The sequence below is a fragment of the Brevundimonas sp. TWP3-1-2b1 genome, assembly GCF_049896165.1.
Taxonomy (GTDB): Bacteria; Pseudomonadota; Alphaproteobacteria; order Caulobacterales; family Caulobacteraceae; genus Brevundimonas; species Brevundimonas subvibrioides_B.
This window is the reverse complement of the sequence record NZ_JAFCTT010000004.1, coordinates 107,220-128,041: the sequence shown is the minus strand read 5'-3', so window position 1 is coordinate 128,041 and position 20,822 is coordinate 107,220. Positions and strand designations below refer to the sequence as shown.

The window sequence follows — 20,822 nt, the reverse complement described above, 5'->3', positions numbered from 1 at the left end:
TAGGTTTTCAAGCTCATATGATTTGAACCGGCCCAACGCCGCGAGGTTCCGCACCTGCGGCATGTCGCTCGGACAAGGCGACCGTCATCTCTGGCGGTCGTCAGGCGATCCCAGCGCCGCCCGTCACGCCGTAAATCTCTCCGGTCGTGAAACTGGCTTCTTGTGAGGCCAACAAGACGTAGACCGGGGCGATCTCGACTGGCTGGCCGGGCCGACCGAAAACACTCTGCTCGCCGAACGTCATGACCTTCTCCGGCGGCTGGCCGCCGCTCGCCTGGAGCGCCGTCCAGAACGGACCCGGAGCCACGACATTGGCACGCACACCTTTTTCAATCAGCTGTTTGGCAAGCGCCTTGGTGTAGGCGACGATCCCGGCCTTGGTGGTCGCGTAATCCAGAAGGTTGGCCGACGGATCATAGGCCTGCACCGAGGCGGTCGTGATCACCGCCGACCCCGGTTTTAAATGCGGCACGGCAGCCTGGGTGATCCAGTGCATGGCGTAGAGGTTGGTCTTCATCGTGACGTCGAAATCCTTCGAAGTCACCTCGGCGATCGAGTCACGCGCCTGCTGGTGGCCAGCGTTGATGACCAAAATGTCGAGACCACCCAGGCCCGCGACCGCAGCGGCGACGAGCTGCTTGCACCAGTTTTCGTCGGTGATGTCGCCGGGAAGCGCGACCGCCGTGCGGCCTTCCGCCTCGATCAACGCGATGACATCGTGCGCATCGGTCATTTCGCCCGGCAGATAGGCTATGGCGACGTCGGCACCCTCTCGAGCATAGGCGATCGCGGCCGCACGGCCGATGCCTGAATCTCCACCTGTGACCAGCGCCTTGCGGCCGGCCAGCCTGCCTGACCCCTTGTAGCTGGTCTCGCCGTGATCGGGCTGGGGATCCATTTTCGCGGCCAGGCCAGGGACCGGTTGCGGCTGCTTTGGGAACGGCGGCTTGGCGTATTGTTCGCGCGGGTCCTGCATCGTCAGGCGGTCGGTCATCGAAAATCCTGTGGCTGATACAAATCGCACACGGCGGGCGATTGATTGTCCGCCTCAACGCGTCGTGCGGGCCGACGTTTCCACCGGCCGGATTTTCTTTGAAGTGAAGCGAGGAGTGGTTTTGTGCGTTGTTGGTTTCCGCCAGCTTGGCTTGCGCGAAACCGGAGCCAGACTTGAGCGACGCCCCCTTCATGACGGAAGTCACCCAGCCCATTCTGATTAAGGATGGCGCCTTGTTTCTTGCGACCTGTCCCAACGGCGGAATACCGAGTGGTAGCGATGCCGGCGTCGGCCTGTTTCACCGCGATACCCGTTTCCTAAGCCGGTACGAGCTGACCTTGGGCGGACGGGAGCCTCTGGTGCTGATGTCGAGCGCGGCGCGGGGCTCCGAGGCGGCCCACGACCTGACCAACGACCGGATCGTCCAGACGGACGGTAAGTTGATGGAGCCTCAGTGCTTCGCCCTTCGACTAGACCGAAGGGTCGCGGGCGAAAGCCTATGCCTCGCCGATCGGATCACGATCCGCAATTTCGCTTTGGAGCCGATCCGGTTCGAACTGGCGCTGACAATCGACGCCCTGTTCGAGGACATCTTTGAGCTTCGAGGCGCAGAGGCGAAGGCCAGAGGCCCGTTGCGCGCCGTCGAGACGCAGGACAACGGACTGACCTTTCGCTATCTCGGGGCCGACGAGGTCGAGCGGTGCCTCACGGTCGTCCTCGATCGCGCCGCCCAAATCACGGCGCGAGGCAGCGCCCGCCAAATCGCTTTCGATTTGGAGATCGGCCAGCAGCAGACGGAAGCGCTCGAGATTCGCTTCTTCGTCGTAGAGGTCGACGCGCCTGCCCGAGCGAAGCCGCCGATTCCAGCCGTCTATGACGGCGTTTCAGTCACCAGCAACAACGTCCTCTTCGAACGGCTGCTCGACAGGTCGTTTAAGGATTTGAGGATGCTGCTGACCGAGCTGGAGGAGCCGTTCATCGCCGGCGGCCTGCCTTGGTTCGTCGCGCCTTTCGGGCGGGACAGCCTCATCGCGGCTTTGCAGAGCCTGCCGTTTGATCCACGACCGGCCGAAGGTGTGCTGCGTCTGTTCGCTCGCCACCAGGGTAAGAAGATCGTCGCTGAGACCGGCGAAGAACCTGGAAAAATGCCGCATGAGCTCCGGGTCGGAGCCATGGCCAATCTGGGAGAAGTCCCGCACCGACCGAGCTACCTGTCGATCGACGCGACGCCCCTGTTCCTGATCCTGGTCGGACGCCATGCGCAGTGGTCAGGATCAGACAACCTGTTCGACGAACTCCGGACCAGCATCGATGCGGCGCTCGCCTGGATGGCGGCTCGCAGCGCCGCCGACGAGAACGGCTATCTGACCTATGATCGTCAGAACGAAGACGGCGTGATCCATCAGGGATGGAAGGATTCGATGACCGGCGTGCCGCGCGCTGACGGCAGTCCTTCGCAAGGGCCGGTCGCGCTCAGCGAAGTCCAGGGTTACGTCTGGCAGGCGCAACGCCTGATAGCCGATGCGTTTCGGCGGGCAGGCGAAGACGGTGCCGCCGCCGACCTGGAGACCTCAGCCGCCGCTCTGCGCGAAGGGTTCAACCGGGATTTCTGGATGGAGGCCGAGGGGTGTTTCGCTCTCGGTCTTGAGGCCGGCGGGCGTCAACTGGCCGTCGTAGGCTCCAACGCGGGTCAGGTGCTGTGGTCAGGCATCGCCGACGACGACAAGGCCAGGCGTACGGCCGAGCGAATGATGCGTCCTGACATGAATGGGGGCTGGGGCATTCGTACCCTGTCGGCGGAGGCTGCGGCCTACAACCCGCTGAACTATCATCTGGGCAGCGTCTGGCCCTTCGATAACGCACTGATTGCGGCGGGCATGAAGAGATACGGCCTGACTGAAAACGCGATCTCCGTTTTCGACACAATGATCGATGTTTCGGAGCATTTCGCCATGGGACGTCTGCCCGAGTTCTTCATCGGATTCGACCGCGAGCCCGGCCTGTTTCCGGCAAGGTGTCCGTTCGCCGAGCCGTTGCAAGCCTGGTCGGCAGGTGCGGCGCCCTACCTCCTGACAGAACTGCTTGGCCTGCGCGTCGGTCCGTCGGGACCAATGATGGAAAGCCCTACTCTTCCGACTGGCGTCGATAGGCTCGAGATCCGCGGCTTGACCGTCGGCGATCACAGGTTCGTATGTAGGGTGACGCGCGACGCAGGGGGCATCGTCTCCGGAACCGTCACCTCCGCCGATCGGGATTGCGCATGAGTCAAAAACCTCTCGCCGGTCAGCGAGCCGTGGTCAGCGGCGCCAGCTCGGGGATCGGCAAGGCCATCGCCCTGGCCTTCGCCGAAGCGGGGGCCGCTGTCGTGGTCAATCACCACAGCGACGCGGACGCAGGCAAGGCCGTGACGGCAGAGATTCTCGAAAAGGAGGGCCGCGCGGTCTCGGTCAAGGCAGACGTCTCGAAGCCAAAAGACGTGCAGCGTCTTTTCGATGCGGCGGACGCCCATTTCGGCGGGGTGGATATCCTGGTCGCCAACGCCGGTGCTCAGGCAGATGCGCCCTTCCTGGAGATGAGGCTGGAGGACTGGCGCAAGGTGATCGACCTCGATCTGACCGGAGCCTTCCTCTGCGCTCAGGAGGCAGCGAAGCGCTTCCGGCGTCAGGGGCTGGAGCCCAATCGGTCCAAGGCGCTCGGCAAGGTGCTGTTCGTCACCTCGGTGCACCAGCGCATACCTTGGGCTGGTCACGCCAACTATGCGGCAGCCAAAGGCGGAGTGCGCATGCTGATGGAGACGATGGCGCAGGAGCTCGCCGACCAGAAAATCCGCGTCAACGCCATCGCCCCCGGAGCGATCAAGACCTCAATCAACAAAGCCGCCTGGGACACGCCGGCGGCGGCGCGCAAACTGCTGAAACTGATCCCCTACGGCCGGATCGGAGAAGTCGACGACGTGGCTCAGAGCGCGGTGTGGCTGGCCTCGGACGCGGCCGATTATGTGGTTGGGACCACGCTCTTCGTCGACGGCGGCATGAGCCTTTATCCGGACTTCCGCGAGGGCGGGTGAGTTCAGTTTTTTTGCTTATCCGCCAAGTCGCGCAGCGCCGTTCTCAGGCTCTCTTCCATCGTCGGATGGTAGAAGGGCATATCGAGCACGTCCCTGGCCGTCATCTTAAGCTGGACCGCCCAAGAGAGCAGATGTGCGAGATGCTCGACGTCCGGTCCAAACAATTCGCCGCCGAGTAGCACACCGTCCTTCGCCTCGGCATAGACGCGCAGCACCCCCGACGGCTTGGCGTCGACCCGCGCCCTTCCAACGTCATCGCTGCATCCGACATTCCAGCCCTTGGCCGCATCTTCGTCCCAGCCCGGTCCTATGCTGGCGATGTCCGGATCGGAATAGACAACGGCCATGCTCGGCATCGGGATCCGCTTCTCCAGCTTCGGTGCGTGCGCGGCGTTGCGACCGGCCAGCTCGCCCTGCAGGGAAGCCTCGTGCAGGACAGGCCGGTCGTCGTTCGCGTCGCCCGCGATGAAGATGTTCAACCCGCCGCAGCGGAGAGTGTCGGGATCGAACACGGGCACGCCGTCCTCGTCGCAGTCCAGGCCCGCGAGGTTCAGGTCCAGACCTTCGACGGCGGCTTTCCGCCCCGTCGCGTCGAGCACATAGTCAAACGTCCCGCGCCGCGCCTTGCCGCCGGACTCCGACCATTGGAGCAGGATGTCGCCGTCTGGCTTGCGCTTCGCCTCGACCTTCACGCCCAGTTCGAAGACAAGCTCCCGCTTCATCTGATCGGCCACGACCTCGGCGACGACGGGATCCCTGACCGCCCCGATCGTGTCGCCCTCGTCGAAGACCGTCGTCTTCACACCCAGCCGGCCAAAGGCCAAGGCCAGTTCCAGACCGAGTGGACCAGCGCCGATTACCGCCAACGCGCGCGGTAGTGTTTCCAGATCGAAGACCGTCTCGTGAGTGACGATCCTCTCCTGGCAGGTCTCGGCCAGTTCCTTGGGGACGACCGGCCGCGCGCCGGTGGCGATCACGATGGCCCGGGCCGTGACGATCGTATGATCGTCGAGCGTCAAGGTGTCGGGACTAGAAAACCGCGCCCGACCCCGCAGCCTGTCGGACAGCGGGATGGCGGCGACCTCCTCCAGCACAGCTCCCACGAAGTGATCGCGTTCGCGCCGCACCCGGGCCATGACCGCCTTGCCGTCGATCGCAATGTCCACGACGCGGACGCCGAACGTCGTCGCCGCCCTGGTGTCTCGTGCTGAGCGCGCGGCCGCCAGGAGGAGCTTGGACGGCATGCAGCCATATCGCGCGCAGGTCGTGCCGCCGGGCCCGGCCTCGATCAGCAGGACCTTCGCGCCCGTGGCTTTCGCCGCATGATAGGCGGCGAGCCCGGCCGAACCGGAGCCGATGATCGCGACATCGCAGGCAGCGGGTTTTAGCAACTGCTCGCCTCAGACCGGAGCCGCGCCGATCTGCTTTAGGATGCCAAGCTCGTCCGAAGAGCCCCAGCGCTCGACCATCTTGCCGTCCTCGAACCGGCCGATCTGCATCCCCCGGATCTCGATCGGCTTGCCGGTGGCGGGAACGCCCAGGAAGTCGCCTTGGTGCGTGCCGGTCAGTGTGTAGGCGAAAGCGACCTTGTCACCCTCGCTGACCATGGTCTCGGGCTCCACCTTCATGTCGGGAAAGGCCGCCCGCATGCCGGTGAAGAACGTCTTGAACCCTTCGGGGCCGGAGCCCTGTTCTGGGGACGGGTCATTATCGACGCAGCCTTCGGCCACGACTTCCGGAAATGCGTCGAGCGCACCGGTGTTGACGATCTCACCGAAGCGTTTGGTGGCGGCGATTGCGGCGTCGGACATGGCGATTCCTTAGAAGTGGGTCGAGTCCCCCTAACCGTTAGCCACCTGATCGGTTGCGATCGGCTCGGCCTCGCTCCGAGACGATCGCACTCCCGCGAGCGTCCGAGGCACTCCACTCACAGATAGGTGCTGACAGGTTAATTGCGCCAAGTCGAAAGCCGCCCTACCTGCCTGAAATCAGGCGATCGCGGCTGCCCAAACAGACGCCGCATCGGCGCGAAAGCGGCGAAGAGTGGGTCTGCTGATCAAATGGCGCTGGATGTTGAAGGTGTTGTAGATCGCGGCGTGTGTGGTCAGGAATCTTTAGGCTGAAGCTTGGGATTTGAACCCCTACTGCTGGCGTTCTCGTCGTCGGATCGGAAGATGGGCGTTCTCCGGCATTAGGTGGCAAGCGCACCAAGGATCGCCCCGAACCGGGAAACGCAGGGGCTGAACCAAAGGTGCGACATTTCGGTTCCGACCGTTTCTGTCGTAGCAAGATCCGACACTCGCCGGTGAACGAAACCCGGGGAGTGATCTATTGGCCCAGCACTTCCTTCTCTCGATCGCAGCGCGCACTCTTTCGCTGTCCAAGGTGATGCGCCTGTCCAATGACCAGGCGTTCGAAATCCTCAGGTCGCTCCGCACGGCCGAGCAGGCTGTTGATAGAAGCCGCGCGCGATAAGTGCCGAGAGCCTTCCAAGCGCCGCGATATCGACCCCCGGGTCGGCGCATAGAATGACGAGATCAGCGCTGAGCCCCGGCACGACGAGGCCGCGCCAGCACCCTTCATCGGGCAAAGATGGTTCATTCTTCAACGCGTACCGTCGTTCTGAGATGAAGTGACGCCGCGACGGCGGCTCCAACAGCGCGCTCATGCTGGACGAGCAAAATCTCAAGTTCCGCGACCAAACTCGCCGCCGGGCAAGGCTTGATCCTGACGACCAGGTCTGAAAAGCGCGCCGCCAAAGCCGTCGGGAGATCCACGGCCGTGTGGACTATGAAGGGAACGTCAAGACTAACGAGGGCCTCGACCAAGGGCGACGATTCTCCATCCACCAGATTAAAGTCCAAAATCGCGGCGGCTACCGTCCCGTTTGCGAGCAACGAAAGGGCTTCCGCGCAGCTAGCTGCCGGACCGACGACTTTGCCGCCAGCATCCTCCACGGCGAGCGCCAAGTCCAAGGCGATGAAAGGCTGATCTTCGGCGACGAGGACGGATAAGTGATTTAGCAAGGGCAGTGCCAGGCGCGACGTTGGGAAATGTTTCGCCTTGCTAAAGTTCTTTAGAGGGCCAGGCGTTCCGTCTCTGCCGAAACAAGAACCACCAACCCGTCGGGATACCAGTGGAACGTTACGTCGCCACCGAGCCCCCCTTCGACGCTTCTGCGGGCCAATACGCTGCCGAAGCCCTCCCGCTCCGGTGGGTTCGTGATCGCGGGCCCGCCCTTTTCTTCCCACGAAAGAGCGAGGCGCCCCTTGGCTACCACCCACGAAATGCGGACGCGCCCGCCGGGGACCGACAGGGCGCCATACTTGGCCGCGTTCGTCGCCAACTCATGCATCACGAGCGCGACGTTCGTGGCGGCCTCGGCGCCGACCGCAATTTCCGGCCCGCCGATTTCGGTGCGTGCGACGCCGCCTGATCCCGCCAGTTCCGCGTAGGGCGAGAGAACCTTTTGGATCAAATCGCCTAAGGTGGTTTCCCGCTTGGTGGCCGGGGCCGCTGAAGGCCCCGGCCTGATCATTTGGTGGGCGCTGGCGAGCGCGCCCAGCCGGCCTTGAATGGTCTGGGCCAGCTCCTTGGGCGTGGTCGCTGACCTAGCGCTCAACGTCACCATTCCTCCGACGATGGCGAACAGGTTCTTGATCCGGTGATCCATCTCCTTCAGGAGCAGCTCCTGCCGTTCCTCATGATGTTTGCGCAGGCTCACGTCGAGGAAGATCACACCGACTTTCAGGACGGCTTCATCCTCGAAGCAAAAGGCGAACAACTCCAAGGTTCGCCCCTGCGATTCCAGATCGCGCTCGAAACGGATCGGCTCTCCCGTCGCCATGACCGCGTCGTAGGTATCGAACCATTCTTGGGGCTCGTCAGGAAACGCTTCCCGAATGGTCTTGCCAACGACGCCGCCGACACCGGTTTGTTTTTCAAAGCCGGCATTGGCAGAGAGGTAGCGGAAGTCGCTCGGCTCGCCGGCGCGAGTATCGAGCTTTTCGAGTGTGCAGAAGCCCTCGTCGATAAACTCGAAGAGCATCCGAAATCGCGCCTCGCTCGCGCGGACGGCGTCCTGTGCTGCCCGGCGCTCGGTGACGTCGAAAAAGCTGTTGATTGCCCCGGTGATTTCTCCGCGCTCGTTCTTTAGCGGACGGATATTCTTGAGCACGATAATCCGCGTGCCGTCAGGCCGCTCGACCTGCACTTCCACGTCCCGCGCCTCTGGTATCTTGCCGCTCAACACGTCAGCCATGGGACATTGGTCGTGGGGCATGTAACCGCCGTCCAACCAGAACATCTTGACTGCGCCAGAAAACCGCTCGTCTTTATCCCCTGCCGTTGGCTCGCGCCCCCACAGTTCGGCGCAGCGGCGGTTAAAATTCTGAATTACACCCGAGGCATTGCAGGAATAGATGGCCACGGGCCCCATCTCGAACAGGGCGCGATAGCGTTCGTCGCTCTCGTGGAGCGTCGCCTCCGCCAACTTCCGCTCGATGATTTCGCGCCGCAGTTTGGCGTTTAACTCCTCTGTGAGGCCGACGAGTTCTTGCTGGCGAAGCGAACTGAGGACCAACGCCTCGTTCATCGCGACCGTATCTTTATCGAACTGCGTGGCTTTGGTCACTTGGATCAACACCCCGACGAGACGCTCGTCTACCTAAACACCTACACCACAAACGTAAGGGCGCCCTTGGGAATCGGACGGGCGGCTAGGCTTGGCTGTGCCCTCATCCAGGGTCGGCGCGGCCCGGATAACCCTGTGACCCGTCCTGGGAACCGGACTTTCAGATTGCCCGCGGCCGAGCTTCTATTTCGCAGCCCTAGCCTTAGACTTAGCCTTCGGCTCCGGAGGGGGTTCTGCCTTTTGCGCCGGGCGCGGGCCGGTTCGCGTGGGAATTCCGGTGGTCAGTCCGTCGTAGTCGGTGGATCGCGGCTGGATGACGACCACGCCCTTGTCCGTGATGACATATTCCCGGATGTCTTTGCTGTGGTTGCCGCCGCGCATTTTGATCACGACCATGACTTTCCGAAGCTGGCCGTCGATTTCCACATAGCGCATCCTGATGATGTCATCGGTCAGGAACGAAATCGTGTAGTGGCTGAAAGAAAACCCGGTGAACGTATCCTCCACCTCAACGGTGCTAAGAATCGTGACCCCCGCCCCCGTCAACGCCACGATCAGCCGGTAGAGTGACTCGCGAAAGTCCTCGCGGAAACCGGGCGCCAGCGCCATCTCAAGGCTCACGAGCGAATCGATCACCAAACGTTTCGCGCCGACCCTTTGAACGGCGTCGAGAATCTCCTGCATAGTTTCGTCCACCGAGAGATCGAGCGGACGAAGGTAGATGATTTCCAAGCGTCCCTTCTCCAGCGGCGTCTTCAAATTCAAACCAAAGCTGTCGGCGCGATCGGTGTAGCCTTTCGGTCGTTCTTCGAAGATCGCCATGATCCCCGGCTCGCCATTGCGCAGTCCCGCGGCAATGAATTGCGTGGCCAGCGCCGTTTTGCCCGTCCCTGAAGGGCCGGCGATGAGCAGGCTGTCGCCTTCGAGAACGCCCCCGCCCATCATCTCGTCCAAATCAGGAATGCCCATAGAAAGCCGCCGACGCTTGGCCGGCTTTCCAGCTTTGGAAATGAACCCCAGCGTGCGCGAGAAGGCTTGCAACCCGTCTTCGTTGATGCGGACGGTGTGCAATCCCGGCACCGAACCCGACCCGCGCACTTTCAGGATTTGCAGTTTTCGCACCACGGAATTTCTTTCCACCTTCTGCGAAAGCCAGAAGAGGCCGTCGGCGATCGTGAACAGCGGATTGCCCTGGGTCTCTCCCTCGCTAAATTCGCCGACTAGAAATGTCGTGGCTTCCCAACTGGTCAGAAACTGGGTGAGCTGCTGAATGAAAGACTGCATCTCCATTTCGCCGGCAGCGGCCTGCGTCTTACGCATCACGGTGCGGAAGGAGTCCACCACCACGACCCCCGGATTGATTGCCGTGACCTGCTTGATAATTTCAGCGAGGACCGCCTCCAGATTCTGATTCAACACCAGGTCGCTGAGATTGATAAAGCGGACGGCATTGCCCAACTTGGTTGCGTCGAAGAAGGAAAACTGTTGCTGGTAGCGCAACATTTTTATGGCGGGCTCACCGAGGACGGTGAAAAAGAGCGCGGGCTTTTCCGCCGTCGCGTTGGCGAAAACGATCTGATGCGCCATCGTAGTCTTGCCGCAACCGGGCATGCCGGCGATGACGTTGAACGAAAACTCCGGGATGCCGCCGCCCAAGATGTCGTCGAGGCCGCGAACGCCGGTCGGCAGTTTGCGGATCGTGACCTTTGCCGATTGGCTTGCGGCGTTGTTCGTCAGTTTGCGGGTAGCCGCGGCGCTAGGTCTCTTTGCCATTCTTGCCTTCCGGGATCAACTGCAAGTCGTTGATGTTGCTTAATAACTGAAGTGTTAGTTCGTCGCCAATTAGCGCTACCAGAAGTCCGAGAAACCGGGCGAGAAGAATAATGCCGGCATCAGAAATTTCTTCCGGGGCCGCCTGGGCCTCAAGTTCGTTCAGACCATCAAATGAGCCGTCCGCTTTGACTTGAATCTCACCCAGCCAAGCGACTTCCGCGCTGGCTAGCGCGAGTGCACGCGAAAGCAGCGCCCGAAACCCGCCAGCGCCCATGAGTGCGCCAAAATGCGGGCTCAATTTCTCTATGACGGCAAAGGCTGCCGTGGGTTGTGATTCGGCAGACGCATTTCGGCTCATCTCACCAACGATGAGTCGCTCAGCGTAGATACGCAGCTTCGGCGTAGTTCGGTTCATTCAGGAACGTACTCGAACGAGGCGCTCTTCGGAGGAAATTTCTTGTGCCACCCTCGACGCGGGGACATTGAGGGCTTTAGCTGACTTCATTGCCATAGTGCGGCTGCCTCGGGACCGGCCAACCCTCACCTTGCACCAATAAAGCGCGGGTGACGAATCATGGCGCGGTCCCGAGGCCTCTGTCAGCCCAAACTTAGCTTGGCCGTACGCTCGCGGGGCTAGGCCTGCAATAGGGCCCGATGGTGCTGGATCCGTCACCCGTTTGCGCTCGGTCGTGTACTCCAACGACGCGATCGCCGACCGCCGACCGCCGGACAGACATGATTGTTCAGAAGCACGAAATACTGCCTGAAGCGTGTCCGCCCACCTGAGCGAATGATCGCGTCGCATGTTTCCCTGCATAAGCTTTAGTCGCACGAATTAAACAGGGTGGGGAGAACGATGTTCCTCAACGTGCGCCTTAAAGGTGACGCTAAGGCTCGCTTTCCACCTGGAACAGACCTGCACGATGTCCGCTTACGGCGCGTCCGTCGAATGTCCGTTATCGGGCAGCAGGCTAAAGGCTGAACCCGACCCTTAGCGGACATTTCCGGCGTCCGCCTTTTCGCACCGAAGGGTTCAGTCAATTTACTTTCGGAAATACGTGGCCGTCAGCGAAGCTCTCGGGTGCCCGCCACATCCGGAACGGACTCGCGCCATCCGCTAGTTGCTCAACCTAGGGATTTTTCGATCAGGAGGCCAATATCTACGGGCTTCTCGATCCAGTCGTTAATGCCGGCGGCGACATAGGTCTCGAGCTGGGCGACGAGTGTATTTGCCGTAACGGCGACGATGGGCACCCTGCTTCGGAAGTCCCGGAGGGCCCGGATAGCGCGACTAGCCGCCACACCGTCCATAACCGGCATCTGGATATCCATCAGGATCAGATCCCAGTCGCCGGTCCTTACTGCTTCCAGTCCCTGCTGGCCGTTATTCTCGGTTTCGCAGTCAAAGCCCTGGCTCCGAAGAACCGTGACGATCAGGCGCCGGTTTGCCTCGCTGTCGTCTACATAGAGGACTCTGTGAACGCGGTCCGGGACGGGCAGATTGACGACAGCGGGCGACGCCTGGCTTGTTGCAGCGAGCTCTGCGCCTTCCGAAACGCGGATCATTTCGTCGACTACGCTCAGAAGGCGATGGCCGCCTTGTTGGATCCGGTCGGCCTGTTCGGACTGCTCCGGGTTAAGTTCCGATCTGGAGAGCAGCTCGGAAAATCCCAGAACTGAACCGCCCCGGGTTTGCCGGAGGCCATTTGGCTTAAGTTACGCGGCCAGGGGCTGTTCGGCTAGCATGGCATAGTAGGCAGCTTCGGCTTCGGCTGGCGGGATATGGCCTATGGGCTCGAGGAGCCGTCGGTTGTTGAACCAGTCGACCCATTCCAGCGTGGCGAACTCGACGGCCTCGAAGGATCGCCACGGGCCACGGCGATGAATGACTTCGGCCTTGTAGAGGCCGTTGATCGTCTCGGCCAAGGCGTTGTCATAGCTGTCGCCGACGCTGCCGACCGAGGGTTCGATGCCGGCTTCAGCCAGGCGCTCGGTATACTTGATGGACACGTATTGCGATCCGCGATCGGAGTGGTGGATCAGGCCCGCCCGGTGAGCCGGCCGGCGGTCATGAAGCGCCTGCTCGAGGGCGTCGAGCACGAAGCTGGCGTGGGCCGTGCGGCTGGCGCGCCAGCCGACGATCCGCCGGGCGTAGGCGTCGATCACGAAGGCGACGTAGACGAAGCCTGCCCAGGTCGCGACGTAGGTGAAGTCTGACAGCCACAGCCGGTCAGGGGCCGGCGCGTGGAACTGGCGGTTCACGTGATCGCGCGGGCACGGCGCGGCCTTGTCGCTGATCGTCGTGCGCACCGGCTTGCCCCGGATCACCCCTCGCAGGCCCATCTGGCGCATCAGCCGCTCCACCGTGCAGCGCGCGAGGGAAATCTCCTCGCGCCGCATCTGCCGCCAGATCTTGCGCACGCCGTAGACGGCGAAGTTCTCGGCGAACACCCGGGCGATCTGCGGCTTCAGCTCCAGGTCCCGGCGCGCCCGCGCCGACAGCCGGGCCGGATCACGCCGCTGAGCCTGGCGCTCGTGGTAGGTGGATGGGGCGATCGGCAGGACCTTGCAGATCGGCTCGACCCCATAAGCCTTCCGGTGATCGTCGATGAAGGTGATCATCGCTTGAACGGGCGGTCGAGCTCCGCCTGGGCAAAATACGCGGACGCCTTGCGCAGGATCTGGCTGCTACGCGCCGACCTTCGGTTCATTGGCCTGTCGCAGTTCGCGGTTCTCTCGCTCAAGCGCCTTCACCCGCTCGGCCACGTCGCTCGGGACACCCGCCCGCTTGCCGGAATCGACCTCAGCCTTCTTCATCCACTCATGCAGGGTCTGCGGCACGCAGCCGATCTTCTCGGCGTTCGAAACCACGGCCGCCCAGCGCGACGCATGGTCCCGTTCGTGATCCACCACCATCCGGACCGCTCGCTCGCGAACCTCGGGTGAGAACTTGTTCGTCGTCTTGCTTGTCATGGCCTCTTCCTCTCAGTAGTTAAGGCCTCCGGCAAACCCGGGGCGGTTCAGTGGAGCCGGAGACGATCACGACGGATGGCCTGGCCTCATACGGCGCGGCTCTGGATCAGCTGGATCTGAGGCATCTGCATAGACCCGGCCGGCTCCGGGAGAACAATCGGATCGAGAACTCTCACCTCCCGATCCGACGACGAGAGCGACAGCAGCAGCGGTTCAAATCTCAAGCCTCAGCCCAGAGATTCCTCACCACCCACGCAGCGATCTACAACACCTTCAACATCCAACGCCATTTGATCAGCAGGCCCACACTTCGCCGCTTCCGCGCCGATGCGGCTTCTGCATGGGCAGCCGCTGCCGCCTGACCAATGGCAGGGTAAGGTGGCTTTCGACTTCGCGCAGTTAACTTGTCAGCACCGTCGTAATAGACCTGCGCGGGACAAAGCCTGTTCTGATCGACGCACTCCGCTGCGTCGACAGGATCGAATGTCCGGGGCGGCGAATGGCGTGGAGCAGTGATCGCCAAGTCTTTACCGCTGAATAGGCGTCTCCGTTCCGATCGGAGTGCCGTCGTGCTGATTGAACATCGCCTCGAACGTCGCTTCATCGACAACGTCGCCGCCACGCCCGTGCAGATAGCGCCACATGGGTCGCCACATCGCGGCACTGCGGCGGACCGGGGCAAGGAACTTCGGCAAGGAGGCAGCCACGATGGCATCCCCCTCGTCACTCGGCACTTCGCCGCTGGCAGCGTACCAGAGCTGGCGAGCTGCTATCGGGTCGCGGTGCAACTCGGGCGTTTCGGCGTTGATCGCCGTGACAAATGCCGCGATGGCGTCGCGCACGGGCGCCGGCGCATCTGCTGCGCCGATGAGTTCGAGCGCCGAAAAATTCGGAATGCCGGCCTCGGCGGTGGTGATCAGCTGGGTGTCGAGGCCGCGTACCCGTGCCGACACGCCTTCGACATTGGCAAAGGCCAGCCACGCGCCGTCATGGCCCGACGCGAGATTGTCGACGTGGGCAAAGCCCGCGGCTTCGATGATCACCCGGCCTTCGTCGAGTTCCAGACCCTGCTGCGCCGTCCAGCCTTTCAGAATATCGACACACAGACGATCCGTGGTCGGGTTCGACACGGGCGATGCGATGCGGACCTTGTGTCCCGAGAGCATCCGCGTCAGCGCAGTTCTATGCATCAGCACGCCGCCATTGGTGGCGAAGAAACAGCCCCAGGCGGTCAATCGCAGGTCGCGCTTCTCGACCAGGTGGAGCGGTTCGTTGACGACCAGCTCGACGTCACCGGCAGCCAGGGCCTGGAAGCCGTCATAATGGTCGTCGGGTATCACCAGCTCGATATCCCACCCGTCGGCGCTCAGCTGATTACGCGCCGCGATCAGCGGCAAATGATCGGGATTGAGAAACCATTCGAGGGCGATACGAAGACGTTGCATGGCAGCGTGCGTTACAACCCGGCCCGGTATAGTCAAGTCGGTGCCAGGCAAACGCTAAAAGATCTCCAGCAAAATCGGCGTAAGCCGCTGGCGGGGACGGATTGATGTGAGGTCGATTTCGTTTAAGCGCCACCGGCTTGAGCTGCACAGATGCAGACGGCCGCGGCGACAACCTCACCCGCCTCGCGGGCGCTTCTGAGAGCGGAGGATTGTGGATCGGCGTCGAAATCGGGCTCTGACTCAGTTTTGATGAAGTTGGCTGGCTGACTGGCGCGGGGTTCACGTCCGGATCAGCGTCATGGCAAAAGCCCTTTCTTCGTCCAGCCTCATCCCAGCGGGCTTCGTCCTGACCGGTGCGTGGCCCGACGGTGATCGCACCACCATCCACATTCAGAGCACGGGCTCGACCAGTCGATGCCCAGGGTGCGGGACCGCGAGCCGGAGGGTTCACAGCCGCTACAATCGCCACCTGTTTGATCTGCCGATAGCGGGTAAGTCCGTGGTTGTGGCGCGACAATCTGGATGAGAGGCGCGCGACAATCGGGATAAGGATTGTCAGTCGCAGCGTCAGGATGATTGTCGCTGCGCGACACGAGCGCAAGCCCTTTAATTTGGCGGAGCGGCGATCAGGCTGAGGTCTTGCTCGTCGCGCGTATGGGGGGGGCGTCCAGGTCCACGCTTTCGTTCGATGGCGGTTCGGCGGCGGTAGCTCTCGACATTCATCTCGAAGATGGTGGCGTGGTGGACGAGGCGGTCGACCGCGGCGAGGGTCATGGCCTGATCGGGGAAGATCCGCCCCCATTTACCGAAGGGCTGGTTGGCGGTGATCAGCAGGGACCGGCGCTCGTAGCGGGCGCTGATGAGCTCGAACAGGACGCTGGTTTCGGCCTGATCCTTGGTCACATAGGCCAGGTCGTCGAGGGTCAGCAGATGGTATTTGTCGAGCCTGGCGATGGCGGCTTCGAGCTGCAGGTCGCGGCGGGCGGTCTGCAGCCTTTGGACCAGATCGGTCGTGCGGGCGAAGAACACGCGCCAGCCGTTTTCCACGAGCGCCAGACCAAGGGCGGCGGCCAGATGGGACTTGCCGCCGCCGGGCGGGCCGAACATCAGCAGATTGGCGCCGTTGTCGAGCCAGCTGTCGCCGGCGGCGAGCGCCATGACCTGGGCCTTGCTGACTGTCGGCACGGCGTCGAACTCGAAGCTGTCGAGGGTCTTGCCGGGGGGCAGGCGGGCCTCTTCGAGATGGCGCTGGATGCGTCGGCTCGAGCGTTCGGCCAACTCGTGCTCGGTGAGCGCGGCCAGGAAGCGCGCCGCCGGCCATCCTTCCTTGTCCGCGCGCACGGCGAAGTCGGGCCAGATGGTCTTGATGGCCGGCAGCCGCAGTTCGTTGAGCGCCAAGGTCAGGCGGCCGGCGTCGATGGGATCGGCGGGCTTCATGCGGCTGCTCCCGTGAACACGGTGGCCAGCTCGTCGTAGAGGCTGAGCGGGGCGTAGGAGACGGTGATCTCGGGCAGGGCCGCGATATCGGGCGTGAACAGCGTCCGCAGGATTTTCATGTCCGGCAAGCGTCCGCCGTCGAGATCCAATATGATGCGTTCGGCAAGCTCGCCTTCGCAGGCGCGGTCGTGGGCCAGGGCCAGGAGATCGACCATGTTGCGGCAGGCGGTGCGCGCGTTGACCCTGGCGACCATGCCCTCGAAGGCTCGGCTGTAGGCTTGGCGAGGGAACAGCTTGTCGCGGTAGACCAACCCCATGAGCGCCATGGGTTTGCGCTTGAGGGAGTGGATCACGTGCCGGTAGTCGACGACGTGACCATGCTTGCCATTGGGGCGGGCCCGGCCGCGCGGCACGGTCATCTGGAGGCTGGCGCCGAGATAGACGTCGAGGCGATCGTCATAGAGGCGCACGCGCAGCCGGTGACCGATCAGGCGCGACGGCGTGCTGTAGAACACCTTGCGCAGAACGAACCCGCAGGAGGAGGTCACGGTGACGATGGCCTCTTCGTAATCGGCGGTCCGGCGCCCAGGCAGCGCCTTGAGGGCCGCCCGCTCGACATCGATGCGCGGTCCGAACTTGGTGTTGTGGCGTCCGGTCACCTCGTCGATGAACCGGCGATAGGCCGCCAGGTCGGCGAAGTCGCGCGAGCCACGCAGCAGAACGGCGTCCTCGACGGTCTTCTTCAGGTGCCCGTGCGAGCTCTCGACCGAGCCGTTCTCGTGGGCGACGCCGCGGTTATTGCGGGTGGGTTCCATGCCGTAGTGGGCGCACAGGGCGTCGTAACGCAGGGTCAGGTCTTCGCGGGCGTCACGGTCCAGGTTGCGGAAGGCCGCGGAGAGGCTGTCGCTGCGATGTTCGTGCGGGGCGCCGCCCAGCGCCCACAGGGCGTTCTGCAGACCTTCGGCCAGGGCGACGTAGCTCTCACCGCCCAGCACCACATGGGCGTGCTCGAAGCCCGCTGGGTGGTCGAGCGCACCTTCGCCTGGCTCGGTCGCTGCCGCCGGCTGGCCAAGGACTTCGAGGCCACCATCGCCTCGGCCAACGCCTGGGTCTTCGTCGCCCATATCCGCCTGCTCACCCGCAGACTGGCAAGAGCCTGATATCCATCAGAATCATTATGAGTCAGACTCTTAGAGTGGTGACCGAGTGGGCGACCCGACGGCGGCGTGCGGACCAGATCAACGCCGACACGCTGAGCCGCATCCCTTCGGCCCGAATTATCAGCCGGCTGATGACGGTCTCTCGAGACACGCTCACAAAGGCCGAGACAGTCACCGTCGCTGCAGTCGAGACCGGCGTACCGGCGCTGATCGAAGCTCGCGAGATCATCGCCGCCTGCCACCTGATGATCCGTCGTAAGACTGAGGGCGACCTGTGCGCCTGGATCGAGCGTGGTCGGCCCAGCCTGGTGGCGTCCTTCGCCAACGGCATAGACCGCGATATCAACGCCGTCCGCGCGGCGATCACCTCTGGTTGGTCCAACGGCCAAGCCGAGGGTCAGATCACCAAGCTCAAGCTCGTCAAACGCCAGATGTACGGCCGCGGAAAGCTCGATCTCCTACAGGCCAGGCTGATCGGCTCGACACCATGATCCCGTCACCAAAACTGCGTCAGAGCCCAAAAGGGACCCCCTATAGGCGTGCAATAGGGACCCCCTTGTGGTGTTCGGGATGGACGTCACGAGCGCACCGCTTGCGAGGGTTGGGGCGTGGGGAGGGCGTAGCCCGATGGGCCACACTCACTTCCTGATGAAGCGACTGCCCAACGTGAAGACCGAGATCAGCCTGCACATCCTGGCCTACAATATGAAGCGGGTGATGGCAGTGCTCGGAACGAAGCCGCTGATGGAGGCGATCAGAGCCTGAAACGATGGTGCTCTGCGCCTCCCCGCCAACTACGGGCCGCCGCCGCCGAACGCGTTTTTACACGGCCTCGACCCATAGCGGACATACGGCGGCTGGGTGCTTGCTAGTCTGGGAACGCCTAAAGAGCCAACCGCGTAGCCTTGAGGCGAAGAGTCACGATGGCTCCTTCGGTCGGCCAATCATAGGCTATCGAGCCGCCAAACTGGTGTGTCATTACGCGGTTCAAGAGCTTGCTGCCAAAGCCGCTCGTGGACGCTGGGGCGATGCATATAGGCCCGCCCCGCTCAGTCCAAACGATGACCGCCTCGTCTCCGTCGACCTGGCAGGCCACATCGAGAAGCCCAGTCGGCACCGAAAGCGCACCGTATTTGACAGAGTTGGTCGCCAGTTCATGCAGCACCAATGCCAAGTTGGTCGCCGAGACTTCCCCAATCGCCATTCTGGGCACGGCCACCCGAACGCGCCCACTGAACGCCCCCAGATCATCGTAAGGGGTCAGCAGGACCGAGAGCAGATCACCGAGAAGAGCTGCGTTTTCAGTCTGGCCAGGGACAGGTCGAACGAGATCATGCGCGCGTCCCAACGCGGCGAGCCGGTGCGTGAGATCGCTGACCATCTCTTCCTTAGTCTCGGTTGACCGCGACGTCATAGTCGTGAGCGCCCCGGCGATTGTGATGAGGTTCTTGACCCGATGGCTCATCTCGCCCGCCAACAACTCGTTGGCTTCCTCGGCCTGTTTCCGGCCCGTGACGTCCAGAAAAATCCCGAACATTACCCGATTACGGATACCCTCATCATCGCCGCGTCCCCGGGCAGAAACCCAGCGGACCTCGTCCTTGATCAGGATGCGGAAATCGATCTCGTAAGGGCCGACGATGCCCCGCGTCGCGTTGAAGCCGGCTCTGACCCTATCCCGGTCGGCCGGGTGGATGTGCGCGGACAGGTCTTCAAAGGTGACTTCGGTGGTCGTGAGCACGGCCCAAAGGTCGTATCCCGACTGATCCATCGTAAGGCGATCCGTATCGACGTTCCACGACCAGAGAGCGACGCCAGCGGCCTCCACCCCCAGACGCAGGTGTTGATCATCCCAAACCGGACGTTCCGGAGCGTTCGCTGGCAGAATCGTTTTCATGGATAGGTGCTCGCCGAAAGCTCATGCGCCAGGCTCGAACCAGAACCGTAGTCGACGACCATCTGTTCCCGCAACTCGCTGATACGACAAGTCCTGCAGCGAGCGAGTGGCCTTGATCAACTCATGTTAGCTCCGAGCTAATGTCGCCTATCCACCGTCAAGCGACCGACTGGTCCCGACCCAAAGCGGACTTAAGCGTCTTCCCAGAACGACCATAAGCCGTTCGAGACTTCTGTTGCCGCAAACCGCACTTGGACCGGCCAGCCTACCCCGCCCATTTCGTAGAGTTGGTAGTTGGTCTGCGACCTTGGGGGAGCGTCTTCAGGGAACCAGTGGTCTGCGCGCGACGTTGGCGCTGCGCTAATAGACACGAGGTTGGGATGGCAACGATTTCGACGGGCGAGCAACGCTGATGGCGCATGGCTCACTGGATGCCGGTTCGCTAGTCGAGATTCCCGACGGCCTCACGTATTGGAACGACGAGCATGCAGGTTTCAAGCGCAAAGCGTCGGGCAGGGGCTTCTCGTATCACAATGCGCGGGGGGAGCTCATCCGCGACCGAGAGGTGCTGGACCGCATCCGCACCCTCGCCATTCCTCCGGCCTGGACCGACGTCTGGATCTGCCCGCACGCCACGGGGCACATCCAGGCCACTGGCCGGGACCTGAAGGGCCGCAAACAATACCGCTACCACGACGGCTGGAGTCGCCATGCTTCTGAAAGCAAGTTTGAACGCCTGCCGGCCTTCGCCCGCGCCTTGCCCAAACTGCGCGAACGGGTCGAGGCCGACCTCAGCCGGCGCGGCGTATCCCGCGACAAGGTCTTGGCCACGGCGGTGCGGCTTCTGGAGCTAACGCTGATCCGGGTTGGCAACGCCCAATATGCGAAGCAGAACCGCTCATACGGCCTGACTACGCTCAGCAAGCGCCATCTCGATCTGACCGGAACAGCCCTGACCTTCGCCTTCAAGGGCAAAAGCGGGGTCGAACACGAGGTACGGTTGCGCGACCGACGGCTGGCGACCGTGGTCCGGTCCCTGCGCGACCTGCCGGGGCAGCAGTTGTTCAAATACCGCGACGCCGATGGAGCCCTGTGCGCCATCTCGTCCGACGACGTCAACGCCTATATCCGAGAGGCCATGGGCGACGGCTTCTCGGCCAAGGACTTTCGCACATGGGCCGGCACCGTCTCCGCTGCGCGCGCCCTTCGCGACATGGAGCCAGCAGCCTCTCCCACCGATGCAAAGCGCAGGATCGCCGTCTGCGTCAAGGCGGTCGCGGGCCTCCTGGGCAATACCCCAACGGTTTGCCGGTCGTCCTATGTTCATCCGAAGGTGTTCGATCTGTACCAGAGCGGTCGACTGCTCGAAGCTCTGCCCGGCCCGAACTCCGACGGCTTCGAGCGCGCCTTGGCCAAGGTCCTCAGACTTGGTTGACTTCTTAT

General features: G+C 62.8%; 15 protein-coding genes, 8 pseudogenes and 1 other annotated feature. Of the genes and pseudogenes, 9 read left to right on the top strand and 14 right to left on the bottom strand.

Annotated features, from left to right (window positions below; genetic code table 11):
- Positions 1 to 100: 100 nt before the first annotated feature.
- Complete coding sequence (locus tag ACP7AB_RS05465) at positions 101 to 994, bottom strand: SDR family oxidoreductase (protein ID WP_425989179.1); 894 nt, start codon at positions 992 to 994, stop codon at positions 101 to 103.
- Between the two features lie 173 nt (positions 995 to 1,167).
- Here ACP7AB_RS05465 and ACP7AB_RS05460 point away from each other — a divergent pair, with 173 nt between their 5' ends.
- Both ACP7AB_RS05460 and ACP7AB_RS05455 read left to right on the top strand, forming a co-directional pair.
- Positions 1,168 to 3,258 carry a glycogen debranching N-terminal domain-containing protein gene (locus tag ACP7AB_RS05460; protein ID WP_425989181.1) on the top strand — a complete coding sequence of 697 codons (2,091 nt, stop codon included), beginning with the start codon at positions 1,168 to 1,170 and terminating at the stop codon, positions 3,256 to 3,258.
- Positions 3,255 to 4,061, top strand: coding sequence for a glucose 1-dehydrogenase (locus ACP7AB_RS05455; protein ID WP_425989183.1), 807 nt, complete (start codon positions 3,255 to 3,257; stop codon positions 4,059 to 4,061). The genes ACP7AB_RS05460 and ACP7AB_RS05455 overlap by 4 nt, the downstream gene beginning before the upstream one ends.
- Positions 4,062 to 4,063: 2 nt before the next feature.
- Here the strand turns inward: ACP7AB_RS05455 and ACP7AB_RS05450 are convergent, their stop codons facing one another.
- The 3 genes and pseudogenes from ACP7AB_RS05450 to ACP7AB_RS05440 all read right to left on the bottom strand — a co-directional run.
- Positions 4,064 to 5,452 (bottom strand): dihydrolipoyl dehydrogenase, encoded by a 1,389-nt coding sequence (locus ACP7AB_RS05450; RefSeq protein ID WP_425989185.1) that lies wholly within the window; start codon positions 5,450 to 5,452, stop codon positions 4,064 to 4,066.
- A 9-nt stretch (positions 5,453 to 5,461) separates the two neighbouring features.
- Complete coding sequence (locus ACP7AB_RS05445) at positions 5,462 to 5,872, bottom strand: ester cyclase (protein ID WP_425989187.1); 411 nt, start codon at positions 5,870 to 5,872, stop codon at positions 5,462 to 5,464.
- A gap of 177 nt (positions 5,873 to 6,049) precedes the next feature.
- Positions 6,050 to 6,247: pseudogene (locus ACP7AB_RS05440) on the bottom strand (IS6 family transposase); the annotation flags it as partial.
- Between the two features lie 145 nt (positions 6,248 to 6,392).
- On the opposite strand from ACP7AB_RS05440, the pseudogene ACP7AB_RS05435 reads away from it, so the two are divergent.
- Positions 6,393 to 6,503, top strand: a pseudogene (locus ACP7AB_RS05435) (IS1595 family transposase); the annotation flags it as partial.
- Positions 6,504 to 6,658: 155 nt separating this feature from the next.
- On the opposite strand, the gene ACP7AB_RS05430 reads toward ACP7AB_RS05435, so the two are convergent.
- From ACP7AB_RS05430 to ACP7AB_RS05405, 6 genes and pseudogenes are all read right to left on the bottom strand, one after another.
- Positions 6,659 to 7,087: a hypothetical protein gene (locus ACP7AB_RS05430; RefSeq protein WP_425989189.1), complete on the bottom strand. Its 429-nt coding sequence runs from the start codon at positions 7,085 to 7,087 to the stop codon at positions 6,659 to 6,661.
- A 50-nt stretch (positions 7,088 to 7,137) separates the two neighbouring features.
- Positions 7,138 to 8,694 carry a sensor histidine kinase gene (locus ACP7AB_RS05425; protein ID WP_425989192.1) on the bottom strand — a complete coding sequence of 519 codons (1,557 nt, stop codon included), beginning with the start codon at positions 8,692 to 8,694 and terminating at the stop codon, positions 7,138 to 7,140.
- Between the two features lie 183 nt (positions 8,695 to 8,877).
- A complete protein-coding gene (locus tag ACP7AB_RS05420; RefSeq protein WP_425989194.1) occupies positions 8,878 to 10,467 on the bottom strand; it encodes an RAD55 family ATPase in 1,590 nt (529 codons plus the stop codon).
- The gene (locus ACP7AB_RS05415) at positions 10,451 to 10,882 is read right to left on the bottom strand and encodes a hypothetical protein (RefSeq protein WP_426046113.1); all 432 of its coding nucleotides are present in this window, start codon (positions 10,880 to 10,882) and stop codon (positions 10,451 to 10,453) included. Before ACP7AB_RS05415 ends, ACP7AB_RS05420 begins: the two co-directional genes overlap by 17 nt.
- Before the next feature lie 710 nt (positions 10,883 to 11,592).
- The gene (locus ACP7AB_RS05410; protein WP_425989198.1) at positions 11,593 to 12,033 is read right to left on the bottom strand and encodes a response regulator; all 441 of its coding nucleotides are present in this window, start codon (positions 12,031 to 12,033) and stop codon (positions 11,593 to 11,595) included.
- 150 nt (positions 12,034 to 12,183) lie between these two features.
- Positions 12,184 to 13,440 (bottom strand): annotated as a pseudogene (locus ACP7AB_RS05405) (IS3 family transposase).
- Positions 13,015 to 13,131: a sequence feature (AL1L pseudoknot), on the bottom strand. It overlaps the preceding pseudogene by 117 nt.
- 29 nt (positions 13,441 to 13,469) lie before the next feature.
- On the opposite strand from ACP7AB_RS05405, the pseudogene ACP7AB_RS05400 reads away from it, so the two are divergent.
- A pseudogene (locus ACP7AB_RS05400) lies at positions 13,470 to 13,802 on the top strand (DDE-type integrase/transposase/recombinase); the annotation flags it as partial.
- Between the two features lie 165 nt (positions 13,803 to 13,967).
- On the opposite strand, the gene ACP7AB_RS05395 reads toward ACP7AB_RS05400, so the two are convergent.
- Positions 13,968 to 14,885, bottom strand: a complete 918-nt coding sequence (locus ACP7AB_RS05395) for an ABC transporter substrate-binding protein (RefSeq protein ID WP_425989200.1) — start codon at positions 14,883 to 14,885, stop codon at positions 13,968 to 13,970.
- Positions 14,886 to 15,183: 298 nt separating this feature from the next.
- Between ACP7AB_RS05395 and ACP7AB_RS05390 the strand changes: the two genes are divergently transcribed.
- Positions 15,184 to 15,411, top strand: coding sequence for a transposase family protein (locus ACP7AB_RS05390; protein WP_425989202.1), 228 nt, complete (start codon positions 15,184 to 15,186; stop codon positions 15,409 to 15,411).
- 80 nt (positions 15,412 to 15,491) lie between these two features.
- On the opposite strand, the gene istB is transcribed toward ACP7AB_RS05390, so the two are convergent.
- Together istB and ACP7AB_RS05380 are read right to left on the bottom strand one after the other, a co-directional pair.
- Entirely contained in the window at positions 15,492 to 16,322 is an 831-nt protein-coding gene (istB, locus tag ACP7AB_RS05385) for an IS21-like element helper ATPase IstB (protein WP_425989204.1), read from the bottom strand.
- Positions 16,319 to 17,341, bottom strand: a pseudogene (locus ACP7AB_RS05380) (IS21 family transposase); the annotation flags it as partial. The pseudogene ACP7AB_RS05380 and the gene istB, both read right to left, overlap by 4 nt.
- On the opposite strand from ACP7AB_RS05380, the pseudogene ACP7AB_RS05375 reads away from it, so the two are divergent.
- From ACP7AB_RS05375 to ACP7AB_RS05365, 3 pseudogenes are all read left to right on the top strand, one after another.
- Positions 17,327 to 17,482, top strand: a pseudogene (locus ACP7AB_RS05375) (transposase); the annotation flags it as partial. The pseudogenes ACP7AB_RS05380 and ACP7AB_RS05375 overlap by 15 nt on opposite strands.
- Before the next feature lie 26 nt (positions 17,483 to 17,508).
- A pseudogene (locus ACP7AB_RS05370) lies at positions 17,509 to 17,973 on the top strand (transposase); the annotation flags it as partial.
- Positions 17,974 to 18,109: 136 nt separating this feature from the next.
- Positions 18,110 to 18,247 (top strand): annotated as a pseudogene (locus tag ACP7AB_RS05365) (hypothetical protein); the annotation flags it as partial.
- A 118-nt stretch (positions 18,248 to 18,365) separates the two neighbouring features.
- Here ACP7AB_RS05365 and ACP7AB_RS05360 read toward each other — a convergent pair.
- Positions 18,366 to 19,379 carry a sensor histidine kinase gene (locus ACP7AB_RS05360; protein ID WP_425989206.1) on the bottom strand — a complete coding sequence of 338 codons (1,014 nt, stop codon included), beginning with the start codon at positions 19,377 to 19,379 and terminating at the stop codon, positions 18,366 to 18,368.
- A gap of 412 nt (positions 19,380 to 19,791) precedes the next feature.
- On the opposite strand from ACP7AB_RS05360, the gene ACP7AB_RS05355 reads away from it, so the two are divergent.
- Positions 19,792 to 20,814 carry a DNA topoisomerase IB gene (locus ACP7AB_RS05355; RefSeq protein WP_426046112.1) on the top strand — a complete coding sequence of 341 codons (1,023 nt, stop codon included), beginning with the start codon at positions 19,792 to 19,794 and terminating at the stop codon, positions 20,812 to 20,814.
- Positions 20,815 to 20,822 lie beyond the last annotated feature (8 nt).

What these genes read in the sequence shown, in the direction of transcription:
- ACP7AB_RS05465 (WP_425989179.1), bottom strand. Translation starts at nt 994, where the DNA reads ATGACCGACCGCCTGACGATGCAGGACCCGCGCGAACAATACGCCAAG.
- ACP7AB_RS05455 (WP_425989183.1), top strand. Translation starts at nt 3,255, where the DNA reads ATGAGTCAAAAACCTCTCGCCGGTCAGCGAGCCGTGGTCAGCGGCGCC.
- ACP7AB_RS05445 (WP_425989187.1), bottom strand. Translation starts at nt 5,872, where the DNA reads ATGTCCGACGCCGCAATCGCCGCCACCAAACGCTTCGGTGAGATCGTC.
- ACP7AB_RS05420 (WP_425989194.1), bottom strand. Translation starts at nt 10,467, where the DNA reads ATGGCAAAGAGACCTAGCGCCGCGGCTACCCGCAAACTGACGAACAAC.
- ACP7AB_RS05415 (WP_426046113.1), bottom strand. Translation starts at nt 10,882, where the DNA reads ATGAACCGAACTACGCCGAAGCTGCGTATCTACGCTGAGCGACTCATC.
- ACP7AB_RS05410 (WP_425989198.1), bottom strand. Translation starts at nt 12,033, where the DNA reads ATGATCCGCGTTTCGGAAGGCGCAGAGCTCGCTGCAACAAGCCAGGCG.
- ACP7AB_RS05395 (WP_425989200.1), bottom strand. Translation starts at nt 14,885, where the DNA reads ATGCAACGTCTTCGTATCGCCCTCGAATGGTTTCTCAATCCCGATCAT.
- ACP7AB_RS05390 (WP_425989202.1), top strand. Translation starts at nt 15,184, where the DNA reads ATGGCAAAAGCCCTTTCTTCGTCCAGCCTCATCCCAGCGGGCTTCGTC.
- istB (WP_425989204.1), bottom strand. Translation starts at nt 16,322, where the DNA reads ATGAAGCCCGCCGATCCCATCGACGCCGGCCGCCTGACCTTGGCGCTC.
- ACP7AB_RS05360 (WP_425989206.1), bottom strand. Translation starts at nt 19,379, where the DNA reads ATGAAAACGATTCTGCCAGCGAACGCTCCGGAACGTCCGGTTTGGGAT.
- ACP7AB_RS05355 (WP_426046112.1), top strand. Translation starts at nt 19,792, where the DNA reads ATGGCGCATGGCTCACTGGATGCCGGTTCGCTAGTCGAGATTCCCGAC.